Genomic DNA, 25,988 nt, shown 5'->3' with positions numbered 1-25,988 from the left:
GGTGGAGGGGAGACCCATCTCGACCACGATCACGCGGGCTGCCAAACTGTCCCCTTAGTCGGCCCGCAGGGGGATACGGAAGTGAATGGTTCGATGCTGCCCGAGGACGTGCTGCGCGACGCCCCGTCGTACACGCCGCACCCGCACGAGCTGGCGGACCTCGAACTTCTGCTCTCGGGGGCTTATGCCCCGCTCACCGGTTTCCTCGGCCGTGCCGATCTGCACGCGCTGCGCCGCCGTGGCCGCCTGGCCGACGGCACGCCGTGGCCGGTGCCGGTCACATTGGAGGTTCCCGAGGAGATCGCGGGGCGGTTGAACCTCGAGGACCCGCTGCGCCGCACGGTCATCCTCACCGACCCCGAGGGCGCGCCGGTGGCCGCGCTCGAGGTCTCCGACGTCTGGCCGTCGCGCGAGCGCGAGTGGGGCGTGGGCGGCCGGGTGACCCGGATGGGCGACGGCGGCCACGGTCCTTTCCAGCGCTTGCGGCGTACGCCCGAGGAGGTCCGCGCTCTTCTCCCACCCGGCCGGGTGCTCGGTGTGATCGCCGACCGGCCGCTGCACCGCCCGCAGCTGGCCCAGATCTCGCACGCCGCCCGCACGCTCGGCGCCCATCTGCTGATCCTGATCCCGGTGATCGGCCCCGGGCCGGACGGGCTGCCGCCCGAGGCGCTGGTCCGCACGATCTTCGCCGCCCGCGACCGGATGCCCCCGGCCACGATCGTCGCCGTGCCGCTGCTTCCGCGCGGCGACGAGCTGCGCGACGCCCTGCTGCGGGCCCGCGTGGCCAAGTCGTACGGGGTGACCCACGTGCTCTCCACCGGCGACATGCTCTCCGGCGGTAACCTGCGGGTGCTCGTGCCGCGCGAGCTGGCGTACGACAACCGGGACGGCCAGTGGCGCTGGCGCGACGACATCCCGCCGCGCAACCGCCGCCTCGCGATGACCCCGGCCGAGATCGACGACCTGCTCGACCGCGGCTTCCCGCTGCCCGAGTGGCACACTCCCCCGGCCGTGGCCAAAGAGCTGGTGCGGGTCCGGCCGCCGCGCCGGCACCGCGGGCTCGTGGTCTTCTTCACCGGCTTCTCCGGCTCGGGCAAGTCGACGATCGCGCGCGGCCTGGCCGACTCGCTGCGCGAGAGCGGCGACCGCACGATCACCCTGCTCGACGGCGACGTGGTGCGCCGTGAGCTCTCGGCCGGGCTGGGCTTCAGCAAGGCCGACCGCGACCGCAACGTGCGCCGCATCGGCTGGGTCGCGGCCGAGGTCGGCCGCCATCGCGGCATGGCCGTGGCCTGCCCGATCGCGCCGTACGAGAACGCGCGCGCCGCCGTGCGGGCGATGGCCGTCGAGGCCGGCGCCGGCTTCGTGCTGGTGCACGTCAACACGCCGCTGGAGGTCTGCGAGCAGCGCGACCGCAAGGGCCTGTACGCCCGGGCCCGGGCCGGCCAGCTGCGCGGCATGACCGGCATCGACGACCCGTACGAGGAGCCGGCCGACGCCGAGCTGACCATCGACACGACAACCATGTCGGTGGCCGAGGCCATCGAGATGGTGATCGCCTATCTCGTGGAAAGCGGCTGGGTGGAGCCGAAAATGTAAAGCACCCATCACGTCGGCGGGAGTGAGGCGTTGAGCCCTTGGGGGCGAAACGCCCAAAAGATCCTCACTCCACCCCCGAAAGGGCCGCCAACCGATGGAAGCGTCACGCCCCGCGGATGTCTCGCACTATCTCGGTGTCTTCCGCCGGCACTGGTGGATCGCGCTGATCGCGACGGGCGCCGGACTGGGCGCGGGCGCGGGCCTGACCTCGGCGATGCCCAAGGTCTACCAGTCGTCGACGGCCGTGCTCGTGCAGGCCGTCGACCAGGACACCAACGCGCAGGGCGGCCGCACCAAGGGCTCGGTCAACCTGGACACCGAGGCCCAGCTGGTCGGCTCGGGCGCGGTCGCGACCAAGGCGGCGGCGCTGCTGCGCAGCGACCGGTCGCCGATCGAGCTGGCCAAGGACGTCTCGGTCGAGGTGCCGGCCAACACGACGGTCCTCATGGTCACGTTCAAGGCCGACTCGCCCGAGGGCGCGCAGGCCGGCTCGCACGCGTTCGCCGAGGCCTATCTGCGCAACCGCGAGGAGACCGCGCAGAACGGCCTCGACCAGCAGATCAAGACGCTCACCGCGAAGATCAAGCAGCTCACCACGACGCTGACCGGCATCAACGCCCGGCTGGCCCGGTCGACCCGGGGCAGCTCGGACGAGAGCAACCTGCAGAGCCTGCGGCAGAACTCGCAGAACCAGCTCAACGGCATGACCGGCAAGCTGAACGAGCTCACCACGACCACCGTCGGCGCGGGCAGCATCATCAGCGACGCCCGCCTGCCGGAGGATCCGGTCAGCCCCAAGCCCATGATCAACATTTCCACCGGCGGCATGCTCGGCCTGCTGCTGGGCCTCGCTCTCGCGTTCGTGCGGGAGAGGTACGACCGCAGGCTGCGCTCGGCGGCCGACGTGCGTGACCGCGGGCGGATGAACGTGCTGGCCGCGCTCGACGAGCGGACCACCCCGCACTTCGACGACGTCCTGCAGCCGTACGGCGCCGGAGGCCGGGTCTTCAACCGGCTGCGCAACGAGGTGCTGGCCACCCTGCCGCCCGAGGCCCGGACCATCGTGGTGACCGGCGCCAGCCGCGGCTCGGCCAGCACCCTGGTGGCCGCGAACCTGGCCGCCGCCCTGGCCCGCACCGGCAGCGACGTCGTGCTGATCGGCGCCCACCTGCCGGACAGCGTCGTCGACGCGGCCCCGCTGGCCCGCATGCTCGGCGTCTCGGCCGTGCCCGGCCTGTCCGACCTGCTGGCCGGCCGGGTCGGCCTGTCCCGCGCGCTCCAGCGCTGCCCGCGCATCCCGTCGCTGCGGGTGATCACCACGGGTGGCGCCGCCACCGCGGCCGGGCTCATGCAGTCGCAGCGGCTCCGCGACACCCTGGAGACCCTGCGGAGCCAGGGCGGCTACGTGGTGATCGAGGCCCCGTCGACCGCGAGCAGCGCCGACGCGCAGAGCCTGGCCAGCCTGGCCGACGCCGCGATCCTGGCCGTCGAGCTGCGCCGGGCCCGCCGCCCCGCCCTGCTCGACGCGGCCGAGCAGTTGCAGCGTGTCGGCACGCCGTTGCTGGGCGCCGTCGTACTGCCGCATCTGACCAATCTGCGTACGGCCGAAGCCGCCGCACCCGTCGTGACCCTGACGCCCGCGCCGGCGTCGTCGGGCCCCCGGCCCGACGAGACGGCCGTGCTGACCGCGCCCCAGCGCTTCCCGACCAACACGGTGTCGTCGGCCGAGAAGGCCGCGCTGCGCCAGCGGGACGCCAACCACGCGGACGAGATCACCGCCGTGATCGACATGTCGGGAGCGGTCAAGGACATCGCCAAGGACGGCGACAAGAAGTGACCCAGACGGCCCCCACCCCGGCGCGCGTTGCGGGCGGGGCGGCTCACGGTGCGCCGAAGCGGAGGGATCTGCCGGCCTGGCCGGTGGCGAGCATCCTGGCGTTCTACCCGATCTGGTGGGCGCTCGGCCTCGGCGTGCTGATCTTCGCGCTGATGGCCGTGCCGATGCTGTTCCTGCTGATCCGCCGTCGCGCCGCCGGCCGCCCGCTGCGGCTCCCGCCCGGCTTCGCCTTCTGGGTGATCTTCCTGGCGGCCGTGGTGATCAGCATCGGCGCGCTCGGCGCCGACCCGGCCGGCACGGTGGCCGAGCACGCGACGGGCCGTCTGCCGGCGGTGGCTTACAAGGCTCTGATGTACGCCTCGCTGACCGTTCTCCTGGTCTACGCGGGCAACCTGACCGAGGCCGAGCTGCCGAAGCGCCGCCTCGTGAAGCTGCTCGGCTGGCTGTTCGTGGTCACCGTGCTCGGTGGCCTGCTCGGCATGGTGGCGGGCACGTTCGAGTTCACCTCGCCGGTCGAGTGGCTGCTGCCCTCGGGCGTACGGAACAAGGGTTTCGTGCAGTCGCTGGTGCACCCGTACGCGGCACAGATCATGGACATCGTCGGCGAGGGCCAACCGCGCCCGGCCGCGCCGTGGGGCTACACCAACACGTGGGGCAACAACTTCTGCCTGCTGGTCGGCTGGCTGATCGTGGCCGCCCGTTCCTCCCGCGCGAAATTCTGGACGACCGTCTGCCTCGCCGTCTCGATCGTGCCCGCCGTCGTCTCGCTCAACCGCGGGCTGTGGATCGGCATCGGCGTGCTGGTCGTCTACGTGGCCGCCCGCTACGTGCTGGCCGGCAAGCTCTGGATCATCGGCGCGGTCGTGATGGCCGGCGCGATGCTCTCGGTCACGCTGGTCGCCACTCCCCTCGGTGACGTGGTCGGAGCCCGGATGGACAACGGCAAGTCCAACGGCGTCCGCTCGTTCCTCATCGACCGGGCCCTGGACGGCTTCACCGGCTCACCTGTCATCGGCTACGGCGGCACGCGCAACACCCTCGGCGGCCGCAACTCGATCACCGTGGGCGAGAGCGCCGGCTGCGAGCGCTGCGGCAACTTCACCGTCGGCGGCAACGGGCAACTGTGGCAGTTGCTCTACGCACACGGTGCGGTGGGCACGGTGGGTTATCTCGGTTTCTTCGCGTACGGCCTGTGGCGGTTCCGCCGCGACCGCAGCGCGATCGGGGTGGCCGGCAGCGCCGCCATCGTCACCTCGTTCTCGGCGATGCTCTGGTACAACTCGCTCGTCACCCCCCTGGCCTTCACCGTTCTGGCGTTCGCGCTGCTCTGGCGCAATTCATCCGAGGGGGACACGACGACATGAGTCCGGTCAAGACGGCGCCGGCCGAGCTGACCGCGGGCGACGCGGAGCTGCGTACGCGGTACCTGACCGAGGTGCTCGACCTTCTCTACCCACAGCCGTGCCGTACGGACGGGTCGCCGGGCACCCCGATCGCCGAATATCTGGTGGTCCCCGACGCGCGGCGGCCCCGCCTGCTGGTGCCCTCGATGTCGCGCCGGGTGGCGGCCGCGGCGGTACGCCGGTACGCGGAACCGCAGTCACGGGCGGCCCGGCTCAAGCGGGAGGCGGTGGTGGCCGCGGTCCGCACCGGCGCCTCCGGCGTGCTGCTGCGCGACCGGGTCCGGGTCACCGGGCCGTACTCCCAATGCATCGACGGCTATCTGAGCGAGGCGCTGGGCCGCGAGCTGGCGGTCAGTGTCCACATCGGCCCGGCCCGGGCCAACCGCAAGCCGGTGCTCCAGCTGCTCAGCCCGGACGGTGACACGTTCGGCTTCGGCAAGCTCGGCACCGGGCCGCTCACCCAGCGGCTGGTCCGCGCGGAGTCGGCGGCGCTGACCGCGCTCGGCAACAGCGGCCTGACCAAGCTGACCGTGCCCCGGGTGCTGCACGCCGGCGAGTGGCGCGGGCTCCAGGTGCTGGTGCAGTCGGCGCTGCCGGTGTGGCTGCCGCGCGCGCCGCTGAGCCAGCGGCGCCTGGTCGCGGCGATGCTCGACATCGCCGGATGCTGCGGATACACCACCGAGACGCTGTCCGGCAGCGCCTACTGGCACGAGCTGCGCGGGCGCCTGGCCGCCGTGAGCGACCGGCCCGAGGGCGTCAGCCTGGCCTCGGCGGCCGAGCTGCTGGTGCGCCGCGGCGGCGAGATGACCTTCCGCTACGGCGCCTGGCACGGCGACTGGGCGCCCTGGAACATGGCCAACCTGGCCGACGCGCTGCTGGTCTGGGACTGGGAACGGTTCGCGACCGGGGTGCCGCTGGGCTTCGACGCCGTCCACCACGAGCTCCAGAAGCGCATCCAGTCCACCGAGGACGCCCGGGACGCCGTCGAGGCCACCGTGAAGCGCGCGGGCGAGCTGCTGGCGCCGTTCGGCGTGGTGCCCGAGGGCCGCGAGGTGACGGCGCTGCTCTACCTCGTCGATCTCGCCACCCGATATCTGACCGACCGCCAGGCCGAGGCCGGCGCCCGCTTGGGCGTGCTCGGCACCTGGCTGCTCCCGGTGCTGATCCGCCGGGTCGAGGAGCTGTGACCATGGACGTACGCAAGATGCCGGCGCCGATGAAGCGCGTGGTGCACCTGGGCTCGCGCTCCTACGGCCGGCTCACCGCGCCGGGCCGGATGACGCCGTCGTTCCTGATCTGCGGTGGCCAGCGCTGCGGGACCACGTCGCTGTACCGGGCGATGGCCGAGCACCCGGTCGTGCTCAAGGCCGTGCTGCACAAGGGCGTGCACTACTTCGACACCTCGTACGGGCGCGGCATGGGCTGGTACAAGGCCCACTTCCCGCTCACCCGCAGCGCCGACAAGATCGCCGAGCGGTACGGGGTGGCGGCGCAGACGTTCGAGTCGAGCCCGTACTACATGTACCACCCGCAGGCGGCGGCCCGGATCGCGCGCGACCTGCCGTACGCCAAGCTGATCGTCCTGGTCCGCGACCCGGTCGAGCGGGCGTATTCGCAGCACCACCACGAGGTGGCCCGCGACTTCGAGCCCGAGCGCGACTTCGGCGCGGCGCTCGCGCTCGAACCGGCCCGCCTGCACAAGCAGGAGGAGAAGCTGGCCGAGGACCCGGAGTACTACAGCTTCAGCCACCAGCACCACGCCTATCGGGCCCGCGGCGAGTACGCCCGCTATCTGAGCGTGATGGCCCAGCACGTGGGGCGGGAGCGGATCCACGTGGTGGAGAGCGAGCGGTTCTTCGCCGAGCCGGAGGACGTCTACGACGAGGTCTGCGACTTCCTGGGGCTGCCCAACTATCTCGAGCGGCCGCCGTTCGAGCGGCACAACGCCCGCCCGCGCCAGGCCGACATGGACCCGGCGCTGCGGCGCGAGCTCACCGACTACTACCTGCCCCACGACGAGGCTCTGGCGCGGTGGCTGGGGCGCATGCCGATCTGGCGCCGTACGACATGACGGCGGTTCTGGATCGTTCGGGCTCTACCAAAGCCGCGGCTCGCGGTGGGCTGGCCAACATGGTGGGGTCGGCGCTGGCCGGCGGCACCGGCGTGGTGGTCACGTGGGTGGTGGCCAGGTCGCTCGGCGCCGAGCAGGCCGGGGCGTTCTTCGCCGCGACGGCCGCCTTCGTGCTGGCCGGCGGACTGGCCAAGCTCGGCACCCAGACCGGACTGGTCTACTGGCCGGCCCGGCTGCGGGCCACCGGGCGGGCCCACCTGCTCGGCGCGTGCCTGCGGGCCGGGCTGGTGCCGGTCGTGGTGGTCTCGGTCCTGCTGGCGGCGGCGATGTGGCTGACCGCGCCGGTGATCGCGCGGATCACGGCGCACGACGCCGGTCACGTGGTCGACGCGCACACGGCCGGGTTGCGGGTGCTGGCGGCGTTCCTGCCGTTGCAGGCGCTGACCGACGCGCTGCTCACGGCGACCCGCGGATATCGGGCGATGCGGCCGACCGTGCTGCTGGATCGGGTGCTGCGCAACCTGGTGCAGGTCGCCCTGATCGGATCGGCGGCATTGTGGACCGCCGGGTCGCTGCCCGGGTTCGCGCTGGCCTGGGCCGCCCCTTATCTGCCGGTCGCGGTGCTGGCGGCGTACAGCCTCAGAAAGGTCTATCGCGCGGGAAAGCCGCCCGGGGTGACCACCCACCGAGCCGAACGCGCCGGCATCCGCCGCGACTTCTGGCGGTTCACCGGGCCGCGCGCGCTGGCCAGCGTGGCCCAGCTGGCCCTGCAACGGGTGGACGTGCTGCTGGTGGCGGCCCTGGCCGGTCTGGCCCCGGCCGCCGTCTACGCCGTGGCGGGGCGATTTGTCGTGTTGATCCAGTTCGCCAACCAGGGGATCTCGCAATCGGTGCAGCCGCGGCTGGCCGAGGCGCTGGCCACCGGCGACCGGCGCGAGGCCAACCACCTCTACCAGACCGCGACCGGCTGGCTCGTGCTCGTCACGTGGCCGGTCATCCTGCTGGTGATCCTGTTCGCGCCGCTGTGGCTGCGGCTGTTCGGCGAGCACTACGCGAGCGAGGGACGGGTCGTGGTGGTCGTGCTGGCCGGCGCGATGCTCCTGGCCACCGGCTGCGGCATGGTCGACATGGTGCTGGCCATGGCCGGGCGCACCTCGTGGAACCTGGCCAACGTGCTGATCGCGCTGGTCGTCACGATCGGGCTCGACGTGCTGCTCATCCCCCGGCTCGGCGCGCTGGGGGCGGCGATCGGGCTGGCCTGCGCGATGGTCGCCAACAACCTGCTGCCGCTGATCCAGGTCGGCCGGGCGGTCGGGCTGCACCCGTTCGGCCGCGGGACGCGGGCGGCCGCCCTGCTGGCGGTCGCCTGCTTCGGCGTACTGCCCATGACCATCACGGCGATCGCCGGAACCGGCGGCACCGGACTGACCCTCGCGGCGCTGGCCGCCGTTCCCGCCTATGCCGGCGGCGCCTGGCTGCTGCGCACACGCCTTGCTCTGGACGCCTTCAAACCTTCGAGGAGGACGAGTTGACCACCGACTACACCAAGGTGTTCCAGGACACCGACGCGGTCGAGAAGTACGAGAACATCACCTACGCACCGGACAGCTACGCCTCGCAGATCAACGAGCGGCAGCAGGACTATCTGCGGACGCTGGTGCGGCGCGAGTTCGGGCCGCTGGCGCCGGTGCAGCACGACTTCGCCTGCGGCACCGGGCGGGCCATCCGGATCTTGCACGGGCTGGTCCGCGAGGCGCACGGCTACGACACGTCGGCCGAGATGATGGCGAAGGCGGCCGAGGTCGGCTCGAGGGCGAACTGGCACCAGGTGGCGCCGGACGGCCCGGTGCCCCATCCGGTGCCGGCCGGCTCCCCGGCCATCGTGACGATGTTCCGGCTGTTGCTCAATGTGGATTCGGCCGTACGGGACCGGGCGCTGGCGTTCGCGGCGAAGGCGCTGCCGTCACGGGACTCGGGCGTGCTCGTGGTGGAGAACCACGGAAACGCGGGATCGGTGCGCCATTTGCGCGCGCGCCGGCATCAGGGGCAGCGGTGGTTCGCGGAGTTGTCGCACGCCGAGGTGGCGTCGCTGTTCGAGAAGCACGGCTTCGAGATCGTCGAGCGGCGGGGCTTCTCGATGATCACGCCGTCGTTGCACGGGAACCCGGTGGCCCGGGCGGTCGACGCGGCCGCTCGGCGGATGCCGGGCAGTGACTCGTATGCCGTCAACGTCCTCTACACCGCGCGCCGTGTCCATGCGTAAGCTTTTGTTGATCGTCCTTTGCACCCTTTTTGTCGGAGCTTGCTCGTTCGGTCGCGAGGACAAAAAGGACGAAGCACCGCCGGCGCCGCCCGATTTGTCGGCGGCGCCGGCCGCGGTCGCCGTTCAGCAGGGCCCGTTCGCGTCGGGCCCGGTGTCGCCGCCCCGGCGCGGCGCGCTGGTCGGGGCGTGGATCAAGCCGGACGCGCTGACCCACGTGGGGCGGCTCGCCGCCGTCGACAGCCTGCAAGCCGACCTGGGGCGGCGGCTGAGCATCGTGAACACGTACCGGCGCTTCGAGCAGATGGTGGGAACCCCGTCCGACAAGGAGTTCCTGGCCCGGGGCGCGACACTGATGGTGAGCTGGGCGACCGGCGACAACCGGTCCATCCTGGACGGCGAGCACGACGAGCTGATCCGCAAGCAGGCCAAGGCCGTCCGCAAGCTGAAGGTCCCGGTGCTGCTGCGGATGCGCTGGGAGATGGACCGGCCCAACCTGAGGGCGACGATGTGGTCCGGCGCCGACTACATCGCGGCGTGGAAGTACGTGCGCAAGATCTTCGACGAGGAACGCGCGAAGAACGTCTCATGGGTGTGGTGCCCGACCGCGGAAGGTTTCATGAGAGGCGACGCGCCCGACTTCTACCCGGGCGACGACCAGGTGGACTGGACGTGCGTGGACGTGTACGCGGGCGAACGCTTCGAGCCGATCGGCCAGCTGATGGGCCCGTTCCTGAAGTGGGCGGCCCAGCGCCCGAAGCCCATCGTGATCGGCGAGTTCGGCGTGGCGAAGGCATGGGGTTCGGCCGGCCGCGCGGACTGGCTGAAGGACGCGGGCCGCACGTTCAAGGCCAACCCGCAGATCAAGGCGATCGCCTACTTCGAGTCGGACCCGGAGGGAAACGGCCCGAACAAGCAGTTCCAGCTGACCGGCGACAAGGCGGCGTTCAAGGCGTTCCACAAGCTGGTGAAGGACCCGTACTTCAATCCTTGACCGCTTCGAGAAACTCGAGCCGGTTCCCGTGATCGTCCTGCGAGTAGAACCGCCGGTGGCCCGGAAAGTGGGAATCCCACTGAACCGGGCGACCGGCGGTTTCCAGTTTCAGGGCCAAACCATCAAGACCATTGACGAGTACGCCCGGGTGGGCCCGCGTCGCAGCTACGAAATCCGGCACGGGGCTGACGTGGACTTCCCAGCCACCACCCCGGAACCAGCACCCACCACGGGAGGCGAGGGTGGGCGGTTTGGCCAGCTCGGTCAGGCCGAGGATCCCGGCGTAGAAGCTTCGTGCGACGTTTTCGCCACCGGGTGGACAGAGGATTTGGATGTGGTGGAGGCGCTCGAAGTCGAAGGTCATGGGGGGAGGGTAGCTTAAAAACCGTACGTACGTCTTGCTTGGCGAGGGGTGGGCGCTTTCCGAGCCTCGTCACGGCGGCGGGCCGGGGTTGCGCTGATCCGCTGGTCGGGCCTGGCTTTCCACGGGAGCGCGGCGCCACTCACGGCCGCGAGCCGGGTCGCGCTCTGCCGCTGGTCGGGCCTGGCTTTCCACGGGAGCGCGGCGCCACTCACCGCCGCGACCCGCGTCGCGCTCTGCCGCTGGTCGGGCCGGGCATCCCACGGGAGCGCGGCGCCGCTCACCGCCGCGACCCGCGTTGCGCTGAGCGGCGGGCGGGGCCTGGCCAACATTGGGGCGCCTCTTATTCTCCCCTCACCCTTCACCCTTCAGCAACAAAGCGACTTTCCGAAGCCCTCATATTGTGCGGTGACGGATTTGATGTTTGGCATGATCGACATGGATTATCGATGGATTTCGCGGTCCGGCGGCGGGATAATTGGACATGCGATACCAACAGCTTGGACTATTCTCTCGCCAGCAAATGAACCTCATGCGTGATCGCACTCGAGCGCGCAATTGGTCGCCCGGAAACGATGCTGAACGCCGGGAGCACGAGCGTCGCCGCGCGTGGGGCCTTCTTCAGCGCCACGGCATGAAACTCTTCCGGCTCCGATGCGAACAAAGAAACGCGCAGGAGCCGCCGACCGACGCACGACCACGCGACTCCACTCAGCCACCGCCGCGAACGCAGGAGCGCACGCCATGCCCGCCACCAGCACGAGAGCAAAGGCCAGCGCAAGCTCCGGAACAGGTCAAGACCCGGCTACCAGGACAGACGCCGGCGCGAGCACCAGAGCAAACGTCAGCACAAGCGCCGACACCCGCCCAAGGACAGTCGCCGACGCCGGCACCACTACAAGCGCAGACACCCGCGCGGGCACGAGAGCAAGCGCCGACGCGGGCTGAGCGGGCACATCGCAGTGCGGCCGCGCCCTGGCAATCGTCGGCGCCGTCACCCGTGCGCTCCCCGAAGCGCAGACCGGCGGAGCCCGTTGCGACCATCGAAGAGCATCGGCAACCGCAACGACGCGTTCCGGCATCTTCAGCCTCGGCGGGTACGCAATTAAATGTGCGCCTTATCGCCATGAATTATGCGCGGCCCCGCGTCGATTGGATTCTCGACAACGGCCGGCAGGAAGCCGTCGGCGCAATGGCCAATCTGAGACTTCTGCGCGGCGACGGCATTCATAAGCGTGGGCGCTGGAAGCATCCGCTAGGCAGGAGGTCAGCGGGCACGTGCTCTCTGGCCGGGGGCCTGGGCCAGCAAGCGCAGCGCGTAGGGGGCGTCGTGGCGTAAGTAGCGGCTGGCCAAGCGGCGGGGCTCTGTGCCCAGACGGTGAGCCCACTCCAAGCCGGTGCGCTGCATCCAGCGTGGGGCCCGTTCGATGTCGCCGGCTACGAAGTTGACCGCGGCGCCGCAGCCGATGAACCAGGACTGTGGGAGGAGGGCTCGCAGGCGGGTGATCATGCGTTCCTGTTTGGGGTAGCCGAGGCCCACGAACACCAGGTCCGGGTCGGCTCCGGCCACCTTGCGGCAGAAGTCCTCGTACATCAAGGGGTCGCGGTCGAAGCCGAACGGCGGGCACAACGTTCCGGCGATGCGCAAGCCGGGGCATGCGGCGGCCAAACGGTCGGCGGCTCGGGTGGCTCCGTCCTTCTCGTGGTCGGAGGGGGCTCCGCCGATCACGAAGATGGAGCGGTGGTCGCGGCCCAGGCCCTCCGACAAAGACCAGATCAGGCTGCTGCCGGCTACCCGCTCGGGTAGCGGTTGCCCGCCCAGGCGGCTGGCCCAGACCAGTGGCATGCCGTCGGCCACGATCAGGTCGGCGTCGTTCAAGTGGCGGCGGCACTCCGCGTCCACCTGGGCGCGGCGCAGGATGTCGATGTTCGGCGTGATGATCCGGCCGCCCCGGCCGCGGGCCAAAGAGTCGCGGACTACGGCCACGACCTCCGCCTCGGTGATCCGGTCGATGCCCGTCCCGTCCAGGTGGACGCGGTCGAACGCCTCGATTGTCACGCAACGCCTCCTTCGCGCTTGTTCGCTCGTTATAGGAGCGAAACGAGCGAAGGTGGGCAAGAGTGGCACGTGTGGTATTTCTGGGTGGATTAGGACGAAGTGGGACAACGCTCGTCGAACGTCTGCTCGGTCAACTGCCCGGGGTGTGCGCGCTCGGCGAGGTCGTCCACCTCTGGCAGCGGGACATCCGCGACGACGAGCGGTGCGGCTGCGGATCGCGCTTCTCGGGCTGCGCGTTCTGGCGCCGGGTCGGCGAGCGTGCCTTCGGCGGCTGGCACCACGTCGACGTCGACCGGGTGCACGCGCTGCGCGACGCCGTCGAGCGCACCCGGCACATCCCGCGGCTCGCCACCGCGGCCGAGGCGCCGGACGAGGTTCGCGAGTACGCGGACTTCTACGCCCGCGTCTACGCGGCGGCGGCCGACGTGTCGGGGGCCGAGGTCGTCGTCGACTCGTCCAAGCACTCGGCGCTCGCGCATGTGCTGCGCTGGGCCGCCGACATCGATCTACGCGTGGTTCATGTCGTCCGCGATGCGCGCGGGGTGGCGTACTCCTGGACCAAGCGGGTCTCCCGGCCGGAGACCGACGGCGCCGAGGAGATGACCCGCTACTCCCCCGGCCGCTCGGCCATGCTCTGGAATGCCCACAACGCCGCCTTCGGGCTGCTCGCCAAGCGCGGCGTGGCCGTTCACCGGCTGCGCTACGAGGAGTTCCTCGCCCATCCGCGTTCGGAGTTGTTGAAGATCGGCGACTTCGCGGGGCTGCGGCTCCAGCCCGGCGATCTGGCCTTCCTCGGCGACGGCCACGCCGATCTGGGCGTCGGGCACTCCGCGGCCGGCAACCCGATGCGCTTCACCGTCGGGCGCCTGGAGCTGCGCCGCGACGACGCCTGGGTGAGCTCCCTGCCCGCCAAACAGCGCCGCCTGGTCGGAGCGGTGTGTGCGCCGATGCTGCGGGCGTACGGATATCCGCTTCTGAAAGAGGAGAGTCGATGAACTGGCCGTCCGTCGGTGTCGTGATCCCCACCCGGAACCGGCCCGAGCTGGTCCGCAAGGCCATCGCCTCGGTGCGTGACCAGCGCTATCCGGGCGAGATCAAGGTCTTGGTGGTGTACGACCAGACGGAGCCGGACTATCTGCTCGCCGCCACCGAGGGCGTGCAGGTGCTGGTGCTCACCAACTGGCGTACGTCCGGTCTGGCCGGCGCCCGCAACACCGGCATCCTGGCCCTGGACACCGAATACGTAGCCTTCTGCGACGACGACGACCAGTGGAGCCCGGACAAGCTGCGCCGTCAGGTGGCCGCGCTGCTGGCCGACTCGGACGCCGAGTTCGCGACGTGTGCGATCGAGGTCGAATACGAGGGGAAGACCACCGCCCGGCTGGCCGGGCGCAGCCGGGTCACCGTCGACGAGCTGGCCCGGTCGCGGATGGCCATGCTGCACTCGTCGTCGTTCCTGATCCGCCGCACGGCGCTGGCCGAGGACGCGATCGGGCTGGTCGCCGAGGACGCGCCGGGCAGCCAGAACGAGGACTGGGACCTGCTGCTGCGGGCCGCCCGCCGGGCGCCGATCGTGCACCTGGACGAGCCGCTGGTGCGGGTGCTGTGGGGGCGGACCTCGCACTATGCCTACGAGTACGCGACGAAGATCAGCTCGCTGCGCTGGATGATGCAGCGGCATCCGGAGATCAGCGGCTGCCGCCCGGGCGCGGCCCGCGTCTACGGCCAGCTCGCGTGCTGGTCGGCCGCCTCCGGCAATCGCAGCCAGGCGTGGCAGTTCAGCAAGGAGGCCGTGCGGGCGAACTGGAAGGAACCTCGTACCGCGATCGCCCTCGCCGCGATGACCGGTGCGGTCAAGGTCGAGAACGTGCTGTCAGCGCTGCACAAGCGCGGTAGAGGTATCTGAGAACACTCTTTCGGTCACGCCCGATCACAAGGTAGTGTTCGGGCGTGTTCGAATTAGTGCGGATCCTCTGATGCTGGCGCAGCAGCGCCAGGCCGCGATCCTCGACCGGGTCCGGGCCGCCGGCGGCGTGCGGGTCAGCGAGCTCGCCGCCGAGTACGGCGTCTCCGACATGACGATCCGCCGCGACCTGGAGTCGCTGGCCGATCGCGGCCTGTTGGCGAAGGTACACGGCGGAGCGACCACCGTCAGCCCAGGCTCCGCGCACGAGCCCGGCTTCGCCGCCAAGAGCGTGCGCCAGCGCCTCGAGAAATCCGCCATGGCCATGCGCGCCGCCGCCATGGTCTCCCCCGGCGACGCCATCGCGCTGTCCGCCGGCACCACGACCGCCGAGCTGGCGCAGCGCCTCGTCGACGTGCCGTCGCTGACCGTCGTGACGAACTCGATCCCGGTCGCCGACGTCTTCTACCGGGCCGGCCGCCCCGACCAGACGGTCGTGCTGACCGGCGGCACCCGCACCCCTTCGGACGCCCTGGTCGGACCGGTCGCGGTGGCCGCGATCGGCACCCTCCACCTCGACATGCTCTTCCTGGGCGTGCACGGGATGAGCGAGCGCGCCGGATATACGACGCCGAACCTCATGGAGGCCGACGTCAACCGGGCCCTCGTCGAGGCGGCCGAGCGTCTCGTCGTGCTCGCCGACCACACCAAGTGGGGCACCGTCGGCATCAGCTCGATCGTCCCGCTGGAGCGGGCCGACGTGCTGATCACCGACGACGGGCTGGACGAGCAGGCCCGTGCATTGCTGATCGAAACAGTTCCAGAACTTGTGATGGTGAGTGGCCAGTGACCTTCAAGAGCCGCACGGCGATCCGTCTCTCCGACGGCCGTGAGCTGATCTACTTCAACGAGGAGGAGGGCTCGCACCGGGCCGAGCACGCGGACACCCGCACCCTTCCGACGCCGCCGCACACCTCGCAGTTGCGCTACGACCCGCTCGTCGACGAGTGGATCGCGATCGCCGCCCACCGGCAGACCCGCACGTTCCTGCCGCCGAGCGACGCCTGCCCGCTCTGCCCGACCACGTCCACGTTCGCCAGCGAGATCCCGGCCCCCGACTACGACGTCGTGGTGTTCGAGAACCAGTTCCCGTCGTTCAGCGACCGGGTCTCCCCGGACGAGGTCGAAGAGATCAACCCCATGGTTCCCGTACGCCCTGGCGTGGGCCGTTGTGAGGTCGTGTGCTTCACGAGCGACCACAACAGCTTCTTCGGTGCGCTCACACCGGCCCGCGTGCGGACGGTCGTGGACGTGCTCGCCGACCGTACGGCCGAGATCTCGCAGTTGCCCGGTGTGGCCCAGGTCTTCCCGTTCGAAAATCGCGGCGTCGAGATCGGCGTGACGCTGCACCACCCGCACGGGCAGATCTACGCGTATCCCACCGTGCCGCCGCGCACGAAGCTGATGCTGGCCGCGGCCGCCAAATACAAGGAGCGGACCGGCGGCGACCTCTACACCGACGTGCTGGCGGCCGAGCGGGAGCAGGGCACCCGGATCGTCGGCGGCAACGAGCACTGGACGGCGTTCGTGCCGGCCGCGGCCCGCTGGCCGTTCGAGGTGCAGATCGCGCCGAACCGCAAGGTGGCCGACATCCCGGCGCTGTCCGACGCCGAGCGCGACGCGTTCGGGCCGCTCTACCTCGACATGCTGAAGCGCTTCGACGGACTGTTCGGCAAACCGATGCCGTACATCTCGGCCTGGCACCAGGCGGTCGTGGGCGACGGCCGCGACCTCGGTTATCTTCACCTTCAGCTGTTCAGCATCCGGCGCGCGGCCGACAAGCTGAAGTATCTCGCCGGCTCCGAGTCGGCCATGGGCTACTTCGTCAACGACATCGTCCCCGAGAGGGCCGCGCAGCTGCTGCGCGAGGCCGCCTGAGCTTCCCTTCCTCTCTCCCGCCTTCTCTGCGACGACAGAGGCCTTCGGGGCGGGTGAAGAGGGGCGGGGGTCCCGGGACAGGGACCCCCGCTGGGAAGGGACGGCAGGCGGCGCCTACATGGCCGTACAACCGCCGAGAGAACCGATCGGCGCCCGGGACAAGGCAGCCGGATCGGTGGGCGACCCCTCGGCGTCGCGCGGCCCATCCGTTCTGCCATGAGAAACGAGGTCCGTAACCACGGGTTACGGACCTAAACATGCAATTTGCGCCATCTCAGAAGCGGCGCCGGTACTCGGCCGGCGAGACGCCGAGAGTGCCCAGGAAGGCCCGGCGCATGGCCTCCGGCGTGCCGTAACCGGCGGCCTTCGCCACCTCCGCCACGCCGTCGGTGGTCTCGGCCAGGAGGCGGCGAGCGGTCTCCAGTCGTACGCGGTCGACGTAGCGTCCGGGCGAGGTGCCGGTCTCCGCCGCGAACGCCCGCGCGAACTGCCGTGGCGACAGGTTGGCGTGCGCGGCCAGCGCCGCCACCGACAGATCAGCCTCCGGATGCTCGATGATCAGCCGTTGTACGTCCCGGAGCGGCTCCCGCCGGGCCGTCTGCGCCGAGAGTTGGGCGCTGAACTGCGCCTGGTTGCCCGGCCGCCGCAGGAACATGACCAATGCCCGGGCCACCGCGAGCGCCGCGTCGCGGCCCAGGTCCTCCTCGACCAGGGCGAGCGCCAGGTCGATGCCGGCGGTGACGCCGGCCGAGGTGAAGACGCCACCGTCCCGTACGAAGATCGGGTCTGGTTCGACCTCGATGCCCGGATAGCGCTTGGCCAGGGTCGCGCAGTATTGCCAGTGGGTGGTGGCCCGGCGCCCGTTCAGCAGTCCGGCCGCGGCCAGCAGGAACGCCCCGGTGCAGACCGACATGACCCGCGGCGGCCGGGCACCGTGGTGGCGCAGCCACTCGACCACGTCGCGGGGCGGCAGGCGCGTCCCGGCCCCGCCGGGAACGACCAGCGTGTCGGGCACCGTCTCGTCCAGCGGCCCGTCCGGGACCAGGGTCAGGCCGCTCGACGTACGCACGGACCGGCCACCGGGGCTCGCGGTGGTGACCCGGTAGCCGCCGGCGTTGGTGAAGACCTCGACCGGTCCGGTGACGTCGAGACTCTGCACGCCGTCGAAGAGCAGCACCCGTACGTTGTGCATCGTCTATATATGCCACAAGGCCGCCGGCGGATGCCGACGGCCTTGTGCCACGAACGGATCAGGCGAGCTTGCGCGCCAGGTTCTCGTCGAGCGCGTTCATGAACTCGTCGGTCGAGAGCCACGGGGCGTCCCGCGAGATGAGCAGCGCCAGGTCCTTGGTCATCTGACCGCCCTCGACGGTCTCGACGCAGACCTTCTCCAGCGTCTCGGCGAACTGGGTCACCTCGGGGGTGCCGTCCAGCTTGCCGCGGTGCTTGAGGCCACCGGTCCAGGCGAAGATCGAAGCGATCGGGTTCGTCGACGTCTTCTCGCCCTTCTGCCACTGCCGGTAGTGCCGGGTGACCGTGCCGTGCGCGGCCTCGGCCTCGACGGTCTTGCCGTCCGGGGTCATCAGCACGGAGGTCATCAGGCCGAGCGAGCCGAAGCCCTGGGCCACGGTGTCGGACTGCACGTCACCGTCGTAGTTCTTGCAGGCCCAGACGTAGCCGCCCTCCCACTTGAGCGCGGCCGCGACCATGTCGTCGATCAGCCGGTGCTCGTAGGTGAGGCCGGCCGCCTTGAACTGGTCGGCGAACTCGGTCTCGAAGATCTCGGCGAACAGGTCCTTGAAGCGACCGTCGTACGCCTTGAGGATCGTGTTCTTCGTCGACAGGTAGACCGGGTAGTTGCGGGCCAGGCCGTACCGGAACGAGGCGCGCGCGAAGTCGCGGATCGACTCGTCGTAGTTGTACATCGCCATGGCGACGCCACCGCCCGGGTAGTCGGCGACGTGGAACTCCATCGGCGCCGAGCCGTCCTCGGGGGTGAACGTGACGGTCAGCTTGCCGGCGCTGGGCACCACGAAGTCGGTGGCCTTGTACTGGTCGCCGTGGGCGTGCCGGCCGATGATGATCGGCTTGGTCCAGCCCGGCACCAGCCGCGGCACGTTCTGCATGATGATCGGCTCACGGAAGACGACGCCACCGAGGATGTTGCGGATGGTGCCGTTGGGCGACCGCCACATCTTCTTGAGGCCGAACTCCTCGACGCGGGCCTCGTCCGGGGTGATCGTCGCGCACTTGACGCCGACGCCGTGGCGCTTGATGGCGTTGGCCGCGTCGATGGTCACCTGGTCGTCGGTCTCGTCGCGGTACTGGATCGACAGGTCGTAGTACTCGAGGGGGACATCGAGGTAGGGCAGGATCAGCTGCTCCCGGATCTGCTTCCAGATGATCCGGGTCATCTCGTCGCCGTCGAGCTCCACCACCGGGTTAGTGACCTTGATTTTCGCCATTCGGCCGGCGCTCCTCTCCCATGTTTTTAGCAGTACGAGCGTACTGCAGGGCCGTCGAAGATCATCTGTCGCCCCCGGACCGGGATTTACCCCGATCGCCCCAACCAGTTTGCCCGCTTGTCGGCACCTTGTATCGCAAACCCGATGGCATCGAGGAATGTCACTGCAAGAGAAGCTCAACCAGCCGATCGGCCGTCGACTGCTCCTCTCCGCCGGCGCCGGGGCCGTCGCCACCGGCCCGCTGCTGCTCAATCCCACCGCGGGGTACGCCCATACGAGCACCACGCTTCCCGCGGACGTCTTCGGGCTCGGCGTGGCCTCGGGCGACCCGCTGCCGGACGCGGTGGTGCTGTGGACCCGCCTGCACGGCGCCGTCCCCGACCGGGTCGTGCCCGTCGAGTGGGAGATCGCGGCCGATCCGCTCTTCCGCAAGTCACGCCGCTCCGGTGTCACCGCCGCCCTGCCCTCGCTGGGCCACTCGGTGCATGTGGACGTGCGCGGGCTGCGCCCCGACGCGGAGTACTACTACCGCTTCCGGGCCGCCGGGCGGATCTCGCCGGCCGGGCGCACGCGCACCGCACCCGCCGCTCTGTCGAAGCCGCGGCACCTGCGGTTCGCCTTCGCCAGCTGCCAGGACTACCAGGCCGGCTTCTACACCGCCTATCAGCACCTGGCCCAGGAAGACCTCGCCTTCGTCGCGTTCCTCGGCGACTACATCTACGAGGGACCGCGCAACGCGGCGGCGGTGCGCCAGCACGAAGGCAGCGACGAGCCGTACACATTGGAGCAGTACCGCGCGCGGCACGCGACCTACAAGGCCGACCCCGACCTGCAGGCGGCGCACGCCGCCTTCCCGTGGATCGTCACCTTCGACGACCACGAGGTCGACAACAACTGGGCCGACGAGATCCCGCAGGACCCCGCCCTGCAGACCCCCGAATCGTTTCGAGCCCGGCGGATCGCGGCCTTCCAGGCCTACTACGAGCACATGCCGCTGCGCCGGTCGTCGCTGCCGCGCGGGCTCGACATGCAGCTCTACCGCCGCTTCCGGTTCGGGTCGCTCGCGAGCGTGCACGTCGTCGACACCCGGCAGTACCGCAGCGACCAGCCGGCCACGCTCGAGGCGGCACAGGACCCGGCGCTGAGCATGACCGGCCCCGAGCAGGAGAGCTGGCTGGTCAACGGGCTGCGCCACTCGGGAGCCCGGTGGAACCTGCTGGCCAACCAGGTGATGTGGGCCCAGAACGACCGCAAGGCCGGCCCCGAGCAGGTCTTCGACTTCGACAACTGGGACGGTTATCGCGCCCAGCGCACCCGGCTGCTCAAGCTGTTCCGCAAGGTGGACAACCCGGTCGTGCTGACCGGCGACCGGCACTGCACATGGGTGAGCGACCTGCGGCCGAACTTCGACGACCCTTCGACCCCGGTCGTCGGCGCCGAGATCACCGGCACCTCGATCACCTCGGGCGGCAACGCGAACACGGCGTCGTTCCACGCCACCTACGACCCCATCATGGCGGAGAGCCCGCACTGGCGGTACATCGACAACCAGCGCGGATACGTGGTCTGCGACGTCACCCGGGAGCGCATGGTGAGCAGCCTCCGCCTGGTCGACACGGTCTGGGCCCCGACGGCCTCCGTCCGCACAGCGGCGGATTTCGTCGTGGAGTCGGGCCGCCCCGGCATCGCCGAGGTGATCGCCTCCGCGACCTCAACGGCAACGGCCGCCTCCACCCCCGCCCAGGGTGGGACACCGCGCGCCTTCGACGTTAGCGACGACCAGGGCCTCGATCGCTAGTTGTCCACAGGCCCGGAAGTTGTCCACAGATCGAAAATCCGGCGCGCGGGCGAGCCCGCGCGCCGGGCACAATCGCGGGCATGCCACTCACCCACGCAGTCGGACGGCTCACGGTCATCGCTCTTCAGGACGCGGAAGGGCCCTTCTTCCTGCCCCGCGCCGAGGCGTTCCCCGACGCCACGGCCGAGCAGTGGGCGGCGGCCGACGCGGCCGATCCGGCCGCGGTGACGGCCGAGGGCGAGTGGTGGCTGCGCTTCCGGAGCTATGCGGTGCGGCTCGGGGACGGGCCGGTCACGCTGGTCGACGCGGGCATCGGGCCGTCCGGGTCGCTGGCGGCCGACTGGGCGCCGGTGCCGGGGCGGCTGCCCGACGAGCTGGCCGCGGCCGGCATCGAGCCGGGCGACGTCGAGACGATCGTGCTGACCCACCTGCACAACGACCACATGGGCTGGGCCGTCCCGCGCGACTCACCCTTCACGGCGGCCCGGGTGCTCGTGCAGCGGGCCGATGTGGAGCTCTACGAGGCCCATCGCGACCAGGCCGGCCAGTTCGACCTGCTGATCGAGCCGCTGCGGGCCGAGGGCCGCCTTCAGGAGCTCGACGGCGACCTGGCGCTCGGGCCTGGCGTCCGGGTCGTGGCGACGCCCGGTCACACGCCGGGTCATCAGTCCGTCCTGGTCGAGGACGGCGACGACAACCTGCTGGTCGCCGGCGACCTCCTTGTCCACGCCATCCAGCTGCTGCACCCCGACCTGGCCTACGCCAGTGACGCCGACCCGGTCCGGGCCCGCGCCACTCGCCGGCGTGCCTTGAAGGAGGCGAAAGCCGTTGCCGTGTCGCATTTGGGGGAAGCGTTCCGCAACGCCAGTGCGTGAGATGACCGCACCGGTCGGACCACCGTGACGCGCGCGTACAAGAAAAAGGCCGGACCCGAACGGCCCGGCCTTTCCCACAACACGAATCAGAGGTTCGCGACATCCGCCTGCTTGGCGCGGACCGCCTCGGCGGCCTCCTTGAGGCCGGCGATCTCGGCGTCGGTGAGCTTCTCCTCGACGACCTTCTTGATGCCCTCGCGGCCGATCTGGGCCTCGACGCCCAGGTAGACGCCGTTGATGCCGTATTCGCCGTCGACCCAGGCGCAGACCGGGAGAACCTCGCCCGAGTCCTCGACCACGGCCTTGGCCATGCGGGCGGCGGCGGCCGACGGGGCGTAGTAGGCCGAGCCGGTCTTGAGGAGGGCGACCACCTCGGCGCCGCCGTTGCGGGTGCGGACCACGAGCTCCTCGATCTTGTCGGCCGGGAGCAGGTCGGACAGCGGCTTGCCGTCGACCGTGCAGCGCGACGGGACCGGGACCATGGTGTCGCCGTGCGAGCCGAGGGTGAGCGCCTTGACGCTCTTGACCGGCACCGCGAGGGTCTCGGCGATCGAGTTGGTGAAGCGGGCGGTGTCGAGCACGCCGGCCTGGCCGAAGACCCGGTTCTTGGGGAACTGGGTGGCGATCTGGGCCAGTGCGGTCATCTCGTCGACCGGGTTCGAGACCACGATGACGACGGCGTTCGGCGCGTACTTGGCGATGTTCTCGGCCACCTGGCGCACGATCTTGGCGTTGACCTCGAGGAGGTCCATGCGGCTCATGCCGGGCTTGCGGGGCAGGCCGGCGGTGACCACGACGACGTCGGAGCCCTCGATGGCCTCGTAGCCCTCGCCGTTGGGGCCGGTGGTGACGCCGACGACCTTGGTCTCGAAGCCCTCGATCGGCCGGGACTGGTTCATGTCGAGGGCCAGGCCGGCCGGCTTGCCGTCGATGATGTCGGTGAGCACCACGGTGTCGAAGATGTCGTACTCGGCCAGGCGCTGTGCAGTCGTGGACCCGTAGAAGCCGGCACCTACGACGGTTACCTTCTTGCCCATAGCTCTATCCACTCCCAGTCTCCGGGACGTTTTTTGCGAACGTATCAGTCGGTTAACTCCACGTTTCGTCCTGGTCGGCTTAACGCGAAATAAGCCACTCCGGCTATTCCCCGACGAGGGCGCCGTAGGCGGAGGCGAACTGCACCGCCTGAGCGATGTCGATCTTCGCGCAGGTCACGTCGACGCCGCGCAGCTGCACGCCGTCGAGGTCGGCGCCGCGCAGGTCGGCGCCCTTGAGCACGGCGTCGGTGAGCCGGGCGTTCGACAGGTCGCAGCCGCGCAGGTCGGCCCGGGTCAGGTCGGCGCCCATCAGGTCGGCCTCCCGCAACCGTAGGCCGGACAGCCCGGCTCCGGTGAGGTTCTGGCCGCGCAGGTTGACGAAACCCCAGTCGCCGCCCTCGACCGTGATCGGCCGCAGGCCGCAGTCGACGAACTGGGTGCCGGTCAGCTTGCAGCCGGTCAGCGTCGCGTCGAAGAACGAGCAGCGCTGCATCGTCGACTGCATGATGGCGACGGTGCTCAGCACGGCCGCGTTGAAACGGACGTTGCCGAAGGTGCAATTGGTGAAGACGCAGCCGGTCAGCCGCGCCTCCGACCAGTCGACGTTGTGGAACGCGCAGTCCTCGTAGCGGACACCGGTGACCTCCTCGAGCGCCCAGTCGGCGCCCGAGAAGGTCCGGTCCTGCACGAGGAGGTCCATCAGCCGTGGTAGAAGTGCCGCGTCCCGGTCAGGTAGACGGTCATCCCGGCCTTCGCCGCGGCCTCGATCACCAGGTTGTCGCGGATCGAGCCGCCCGGCTGCACGACCGCCTTGACGCCGGCCGCGATCAGCACCTCGAGCCCGTCCGGGAACGGGAAGAAGGCGTCGGAGGCGGCCAGGCTGCCCTTGGCCCGGTCGGCGCCGGCCCGGTTGACCGCGAGGTGGGCCGAGTCGACCCGGTTGACCTGACCCATGCCGACGCCGACGGTGGCGCCGTCCTTGGCCAGCAGGATCGCGTTGCTCTTGACGCTGCGGATCGCCCGCCAGGCGAACGCCAGGTCGGCCAGGTCGTCCGCGGACAGCGCGTCGCCGGTGGCGAGCTCCCAGTTGGCCGGGTCGTCGCCGGGCGCGTCGATGCGGTCGGCCAGCTGCACCAGGGCGCCGCCGCCGATCTGCTTGACCTCGGCCAGACTCGGCTTCCAGGCCGGGGCGACCAGCACCCGCAGCTTCTTCTTGCCCTGGAAGATCTCCAGGGCGCCGGCCTCGTACGACGGCGCGACGATCACCTCGGTGAAGATGCCGTCGAGCTGCTTGGCCATCGCCTCGGTGACCTCGCGGTTGACCGCGATGACACCGCCGAACGCGGAGACCGGGTCGCAGTCGTTGGCCTTGCGGTGGGCCTCGGCCACGTCGGCGCCGACCGCGATGCCGCACGGGTTGGCGTGCTTGATGATGGCCACGCAGGGCTGGTCGAAGTCGTTGGCGCTGCGCCACGCGGCGTCGGCGTCGACGTAGTTGTTGTACGACAGCTCGCCACCGTGCACCAGCTCGGCCTGGGCCAGCCCGACCGGCGCGTTCGCGTCGACGTAGAGAGCGGCCTGCTGGTGCGGGTTCTCGCCGTAGCGCAGGTTGTTCTTCTTCTTCAGCGCGATCCCGGCGAACTCGGGCCAGCCGGCCTCCTCGACCAGGGTCCGGGCGGTCCAGTTGGCCACCGCCACGTCGTACTCGGCGATGTCGGCGAACGCCCGCGCCGCCAGCGCCTTGCGCTGCGTCAGCGTGAAGCCGCCGGCTTCCAGAGCCTTCAGGACCAGGGGGTACGCCTCGATGGCGGTCACCACCGCGACCGACGGGTGGTTCTTGGCGGCGGAGCGGACCATGGCCGGGCCGCCGATGTCGATCTGCTCCACGCACTCGTCGACGCTCGCGCCCGAGGCCACCGTCTGGGTGAACGGGTAGAGGTTGCTGACCAGCAGGTCGAACGGCGCGATCTCGAACTCGGCCAGCTGCTGCTCGTGCGACGGCAGCCGCAGGTCGGCCAGCAGGCCCGCGTGCACCCGCGGGTGCAGCGTCTTGACCCGGCCGTCCAGGCACTCGGGGAAGCCGGTCAGCTCCTCGACCCGGGTGACCGGCACGCCGGCGCCCTCGACCGTCGAGGCGGTCGAGCCGGTGGAGACGATCTGCACCCCGGCCGCGTGCAGCGCCTGGGCGAGCTCGACCAGCCCGGTCTTGTCGTACACGCTCAGCAGCGCGCGACGGATCGGGCGGCGCCCCTCGGCAGTCGAACTCATGGAATGCGTACCTTCCTGTCCTGGATGGTCCAGCCCTCGCGGACCAGTCGGCCGACCCACTCGACGAGCTGGGCCCGCTCGGCCACCTTGATGCGCTCGGTGAGCGCCTCCTCGGTGTCGCCGTCGAGCACGGGCACCGCGACCTGGGCGATGATCGGGCCGGTGTCGACGCCGGCGTCGACGAAGAAGAGGGTCGCCCCGGCGATCTTCACGCCGTAGGCGAGGGCGTCGCGCGGGCCGTGGATGCCGGGGAACGACGGCAGCAGCGCGTTGTGCGTGTTGATGTAGCGGTCGCCGAACGCGGCCAGGAACGCCGGGCCGACCAGCTTGAGGAAGCCGGCGGAGACGACCAGGTCGGGCTTGAACTCGGCGACGTGGCTGGCGAGGGCCGCGTCCCAGTCGTCACGGGTCTCGTACGCCTTCACCGAGTCGACGAACGTCGGCACACCGGCGGCGGCCGCACGGTCGAGGCCGGCGATGCCGTCACGGTCGGCGCCCACCGCGACGACCTGCGCGCCGTAGGCGGGATCGGCGGTGGCCTCGAGCAGAGCCTGGAGGTTGCTGCCCGAACCGGAGACGAGGACGACCAGGCGGGCGGGCGCGGGGTCGGTCACCCGAGGAGCCTATCTCCGTGGTTCGCGGCGGCTGACAACGGGTAACACAAAACCCCTGATCATCGGTTACGCTGCCGATTCTCAGGAATGTGAATCTGTCGCTGTGCCAGCGCCATTTGTGACACTGGAGGACGCGTGACAACCCCACCCCCCTATTACGGCCCCCCGGGCGGCGATCCGGTCGACCCGCCGGCCGGCAACCAGAACACCCAGGGTCTCGTCGGCATGATCCTCGGGATCGTCGCGATCCCCCTGGTCTGCTGCGTATATCTCGGTATCCCGCTCGGTATCGCCGCTGCCATCGTGAGCTGGCTCGGTCTGCAGAAGGCGAACGCGGGCCGTGCCACCAACCGCAGCCAGGCCCTGACCGGCCTGATCTGCGGCGCCGTGGCCGCGGTGCTCGGCATCGGCCTGCTGATCTGGGCGCTCACCGCCGGTCAGAACATCAACTGGGAAGACCTCCAGAACCGCAACAACTGACCTTCGAAGAAAAAGGGGCGCCCGGC

Annotated in this window: 23 protein-coding genes; 15 read left to right on the top strand and 8 right to left on the bottom strand. The window is 70.5% G+C overall.

Features of this window, described 5'->3' with window-relative positions; translation table 11 throughout:
* Window positions 1-93 precede the first annotated feature (93 nt).
* The 8 genes from cysC to ACQP2X_RS04310 all read left to right on the top strand — a co-directional run bounded on the left by cysC (window position 94) and on the right by ACQP2X_RS04310 (window position 10,164).
* Window positions 94-1,599, top strand: coding sequence for an adenylyl-sulfate kinase (gene cysC / locus ACQP2X_RS04345; protein ID WP_498700811.1), 1,506 nt, complete (start codon window positions 94-96; stop codon window positions 1,597-1,599).
* A 94-nt stretch (window positions 1,600-1,693) separates the two neighbouring features.
* Window positions 1,694-3,436, top strand: a complete 1,743-nt coding sequence (locus ACQP2X_RS04340) for a Wzz/FepE/Etk N-terminal domain-containing protein (protein ID WP_498694483.1) — start codon at window positions 1,694-1,696, stop codon at window positions 3,434-3,436.
* Complete coding sequence (locus ACQP2X_RS04335) at window positions 3,433-4,800, top strand: hypothetical protein (RefSeq protein WP_498694481.1); 1,368 nt, start codon at window positions 3,433-3,435, stop codon at window positions 4,798-4,800. Before ACQP2X_RS04340 ends, ACQP2X_RS04335 begins: the two co-directional genes overlap by 4 nt.
* Window positions 4,797-6,026 (top strand): hypothetical protein, encoded by a 1,230-nt coding sequence (locus tag ACQP2X_RS04330; protein WP_498694479.1) that lies wholly within the window; start codon window positions 4,797-4,799, stop codon window positions 6,024-6,026. Before ACQP2X_RS04335 ends, ACQP2X_RS04330 begins: the two co-directional genes overlap by 4 nt.
* Before the next feature lie 2 nt (window positions 6,027-6,028).
* A complete protein-coding gene (locus ACQP2X_RS04325) occupies window positions 6,029-6,910 on the top strand; it encodes a sulfotransferase family protein (RefSeq protein ID WP_498694477.1) in 882 nt (293 codons plus the stop codon).
* Entirely contained in the window at window positions 6,871-8,442 is a 1,572-nt protein-coding gene (locus ACQP2X_RS04320) for an MATE family efflux transporter (RefSeq protein WP_498694475.1), read from the top strand. The genes ACQP2X_RS04325 and ACQP2X_RS04320 overlap by 40 nt, the downstream gene beginning before the upstream one ends.
* A complete protein-coding gene (locus ACQP2X_RS04315; RefSeq protein WP_498694471.1) occupies window positions 8,439-9,173 on the top strand; it encodes a methyltransferase domain-containing protein in 735 nt (244 codons plus the stop codon). The genes ACQP2X_RS04320 and ACQP2X_RS04315 overlap by 4 nt, the downstream gene beginning before the upstream one ends.
* Window positions 9,166-10,164 carry a glycosyl hydrolase gene (locus ACQP2X_RS04310; protein ID WP_498700808.1) on the top strand — a complete coding sequence of 333 codons (999 nt, stop codon included), beginning with the start codon at window positions 9,166-9,168 and terminating at the stop codon, window positions 10,162-10,164. Before ACQP2X_RS04315 ends, ACQP2X_RS04310 begins: the two co-directional genes overlap by 8 nt.
* Here ACQP2X_RS04310 and ACQP2X_RS04305 read toward each other — a convergent pair.
* Window positions 10,154-10,528, bottom strand: a complete 375-nt coding sequence (locus ACQP2X_RS04305) for a VOC family protein (protein ID WP_498694468.1) — start codon at window positions 10,526-10,528, stop codon at window positions 10,154-10,156. The two genes, ACQP2X_RS04310 and ACQP2X_RS04305, sit on opposite strands and share 11 nt — an antisense overlap.
* A gap of 1,264 nt (window positions 10,529-11,792) precedes the next feature.
* The gene (locus ACQP2X_RS04300) at window positions 11,793-12,584 is read right to left on the bottom strand and encodes a WecB/TagA/CpsF family glycosyltransferase (protein ID WP_498694466.1); all 792 of its coding nucleotides are present in this window, start codon (window positions 12,582-12,584) and stop codon (window positions 11,793-11,795) included.
* 62 nt (window positions 12,585-12,646) lie between these two features.
* On the opposite strand from ACQP2X_RS04300, the gene ACQP2X_RS04295 reads away from it, so the two are divergent.
* From ACQP2X_RS04295 to galT, 4 genes are all read left to right on the top strand, one after another.
* Complete coding sequence (locus ACQP2X_RS04295) at window positions 12,647-13,579, top strand: sulfotransferase family protein (RefSeq protein ID WP_498694463.1); 933 nt, start codon at window positions 12,647-12,649, stop codon at window positions 13,577-13,579.
* A complete protein-coding gene (locus ACQP2X_RS04290) occupies window positions 13,576-14,490 on the top strand; it encodes a glycosyltransferase family 2 protein (RefSeq protein ID WP_498694462.1) in 915 nt (304 codons plus the stop codon). The genes ACQP2X_RS04295 and ACQP2X_RS04290 overlap by 4 nt, the downstream gene beginning before the upstream one ends.
* Window positions 14,491-14,560: 70 nt before the next feature.
* Window positions 14,561-15,337, top strand: a complete 777-nt coding sequence (locus ACQP2X_RS04285; protein ID WP_498694460.1) for a DeoR/GlpR family DNA-binding transcription regulator — start codon at window positions 14,561-14,563, stop codon at window positions 15,335-15,337.
* Entirely contained in the window at window positions 15,334-16,425 is a 1,092-nt protein-coding gene (gene galT, locus ACQP2X_RS04280) for a galactose-1-phosphate uridylyltransferase (RefSeq protein ID WP_498694458.1), read from the top strand. Before ACQP2X_RS04285 ends, galT begins: the two co-directional genes overlap by 4 nt.
* Window positions 16,426-16,699: 274 nt before the next feature.
* Here the strand turns inward: galT and ACQP2X_RS04275 are convergent, their stop codons facing one another.
* A complete protein-coding gene (locus tag ACQP2X_RS04275; protein WP_498694456.1) occupies window positions 16,700-17,617 on the bottom strand; it encodes a GlxA family transcriptional regulator in 918 nt (305 codons plus the stop codon).
* Between the two features lie 58 nt (window positions 17,618-17,675).
* Window positions 17,676-18,890 carry an NADP-dependent isocitrate dehydrogenase gene (locus ACQP2X_RS04270; protein WP_498694455.1) on the bottom strand — a complete coding sequence of 405 codons (1,215 nt, stop codon included), beginning with the start codon at window positions 18,888-18,890 and terminating at the stop codon, window positions 17,676-17,678.
* Between the two features lie 157 nt (window positions 18,891-19,047).
* Between ACQP2X_RS04270 and ACQP2X_RS04265 the strand changes: the two genes are divergently transcribed.
* Complete coding sequence (locus ACQP2X_RS04265) at window positions 19,048-20,688, top strand: alkaline phosphatase D family protein (RefSeq protein ID WP_498694453.1); 1,641 nt, start codon at window positions 19,048-19,050, stop codon at window positions 20,686-20,688.
* Between the two features lie 80 nt (window positions 20,689-20,768).
* A complete protein-coding gene (locus ACQP2X_RS04260) occupies window positions 20,769-21,563 on the top strand; it encodes an MBL fold metallo-hydrolase (RefSeq protein ID WP_498694452.1) in 795 nt (264 codons plus the stop codon).
* An 86-nt stretch (window positions 21,564-21,649) separates the two neighbouring features.
* Here the strand turns inward: ACQP2X_RS04260 and mdh are convergent, their stop codons facing one another.
* From mdh to purN, 4 genes are all read right to left on the bottom strand, one after another.
* Window positions 21,650-22,600 (bottom strand): malate dehydrogenase, encoded by a 951-nt coding sequence (gene mdh / locus ACQP2X_RS04255; RefSeq protein WP_498694451.1) that lies wholly within the window; start codon window positions 22,598-22,600, stop codon window positions 21,650-21,652.
* Between the two features lie 103 nt (window positions 22,601-22,703).
* Window positions 22,704-23,300, bottom strand: coding sequence for a pentapeptide repeat-containing protein (locus ACQP2X_RS04250; RefSeq protein WP_498694449.1), 597 nt, complete (start codon window positions 23,298-23,300; stop codon window positions 22,704-22,706).
* Complete coding sequence (purH, locus tag ACQP2X_RS04245) at window positions 23,300-24,868, bottom strand: bifunctional phosphoribosylaminoimidazolecarboxamide formyltransferase/IMP cyclohydrolase (protein ID WP_498694448.1); 1,569 nt, start codon at window positions 24,866-24,868, stop codon at window positions 23,300-23,302. The genes ACQP2X_RS04250 and purH overlap by 1 nt, the downstream gene beginning before the upstream one ends.
* On the bottom strand, window positions 24,865-25,482 hold the full coding sequence (gene purN, locus ACQP2X_RS04240) for a phosphoribosylglycinamide formyltransferase (protein WP_097322685.1): 618 nt from the start codon (window positions 25,480-25,482) through the stop codon (window positions 24,865-24,867). The genes purH and purN overlap by 4 nt, the downstream gene beginning before the upstream one ends.
* A 135-nt stretch (window positions 25,483-25,617) precedes the next feature.
* On the opposite strand from purN, the gene ACQP2X_RS04235 reads away from it, so the two are divergent.
* Entirely contained in the window at window positions 25,618-25,962 is a 345-nt protein-coding gene (locus ACQP2X_RS04235; protein WP_498694447.1) for a DUF4190 domain-containing protein, read from the top strand.
* The last annotated feature ends 26 nt before the right edge of the window (window positions 25,963-25,988 follow it).

The sequence above is a fragment of the Actinoplanes sp. CA-131856 genome (assembly GCF_050956135.1).
Taxonomy (GTDB): Bacteria; Actinomycetota; Actinomycetes; order Mycobacteriales; family Micromonosporaceae; genus Actinoplanes.
Note: the sequence above shows the minus strand (reverse complement) of the source record. Positions and strands in the feature narration are given on the sequence as shown.

Coding starts and splice junctions, on each gene's coding strand:
- cysC (WP_498700811.1), top strand. CDS start 94: ATGCTGCCCGAGGACGTGCTGCGCGACGCCCCGTCGTACACGCCGCAC.
- ACQP2X_RS04340 (WP_498694483.1), top strand. CDS start 1,694: ATGGAAGCGTCACGCCCCGCGGATGTCTCGCACTATCTCGGTGTCTTC.
- ACQP2X_RS04330 (WP_498694479.1), top strand. CDS start 4,797: ATGAGTCCGGTCAAGACGGCGCCGGCCGAGCTGACCGCGGGCGACGCG.
- ACQP2X_RS04325 (WP_498694477.1), top strand. CDS start 6,029: ATGGACGTACGCAAGATGCCGGCGCCGATGAAGCGCGTGGTGCACCTG.
- ACQP2X_RS04310 (WP_498700808.1), top strand. CDS start 9,166: ATGCGTAAGCTTTTGTTGATCGTCCTTTGCACCCTTTTTGTCGGAGCT.
- ACQP2X_RS04305 (WP_498694468.1), bottom strand. CDS start 10,528: ATGACCTTCGACTTCGAGCGCCTCCACCACATCCAAATCCTCTGTCCA.
- ACQP2X_RS04290 (WP_498694462.1), top strand. CDS start 13,576: ATGAACTGGCCGTCCGTCGGTGTCGTGATCCCCACCCGGAACCGGCCC.
- ACQP2X_RS04285 (WP_498694460.1), top strand. CDS start 14,561: ATGCTGGCGCAGCAGCGCCAGGCCGCGATCCTCGACCGGGTCCGGGCC.
- ACQP2X_RS04275 (WP_498694456.1), bottom strand. CDS start 17,617: ATGCACAACGTACGGGTGCTGCTCTTCGACGGCGTGCAGAGTCTCGAC.
- ACQP2X_RS04270 (WP_498694455.1), bottom strand. CDS start 18,890: ATGGCGAAAATCAAGGTCACTAACCCGGTGGTGGAGCTCGACGGCGAC.
- ACQP2X_RS04265 (WP_498694453.1), top strand. CDS start 19,048: ATGTCACTGCAAGAGAAGCTCAACCAGCCGATCGGCCGTCGACTGCTC.
- ACQP2X_RS04260 (WP_498694452.1), top strand. CDS start 20,769: ATGCCACTCACCCACGCAGTCGGACGGCTCACGGTCATCGCTCTTCAG.
- mdh (WP_498694451.1), bottom strand. CDS start 22,600: ATGGGCAAGAAGGTAACCGTCGTAGGTGCCGGCTTCTACGGGTCCACG.
- ACQP2X_RS04250 (WP_498694449.1), bottom strand. CDS start 23,300: ATGGACCTCCTCGTGCAGGACCGGACCTTCTCGGGCGCCGACTGGGCG.
- purH (WP_498694448.1), bottom strand. CDS start 24,868: ATGAGTTCGACTGCCGAGGGGCGCCGCCCGATCCGTCGCGCGCTGCTG.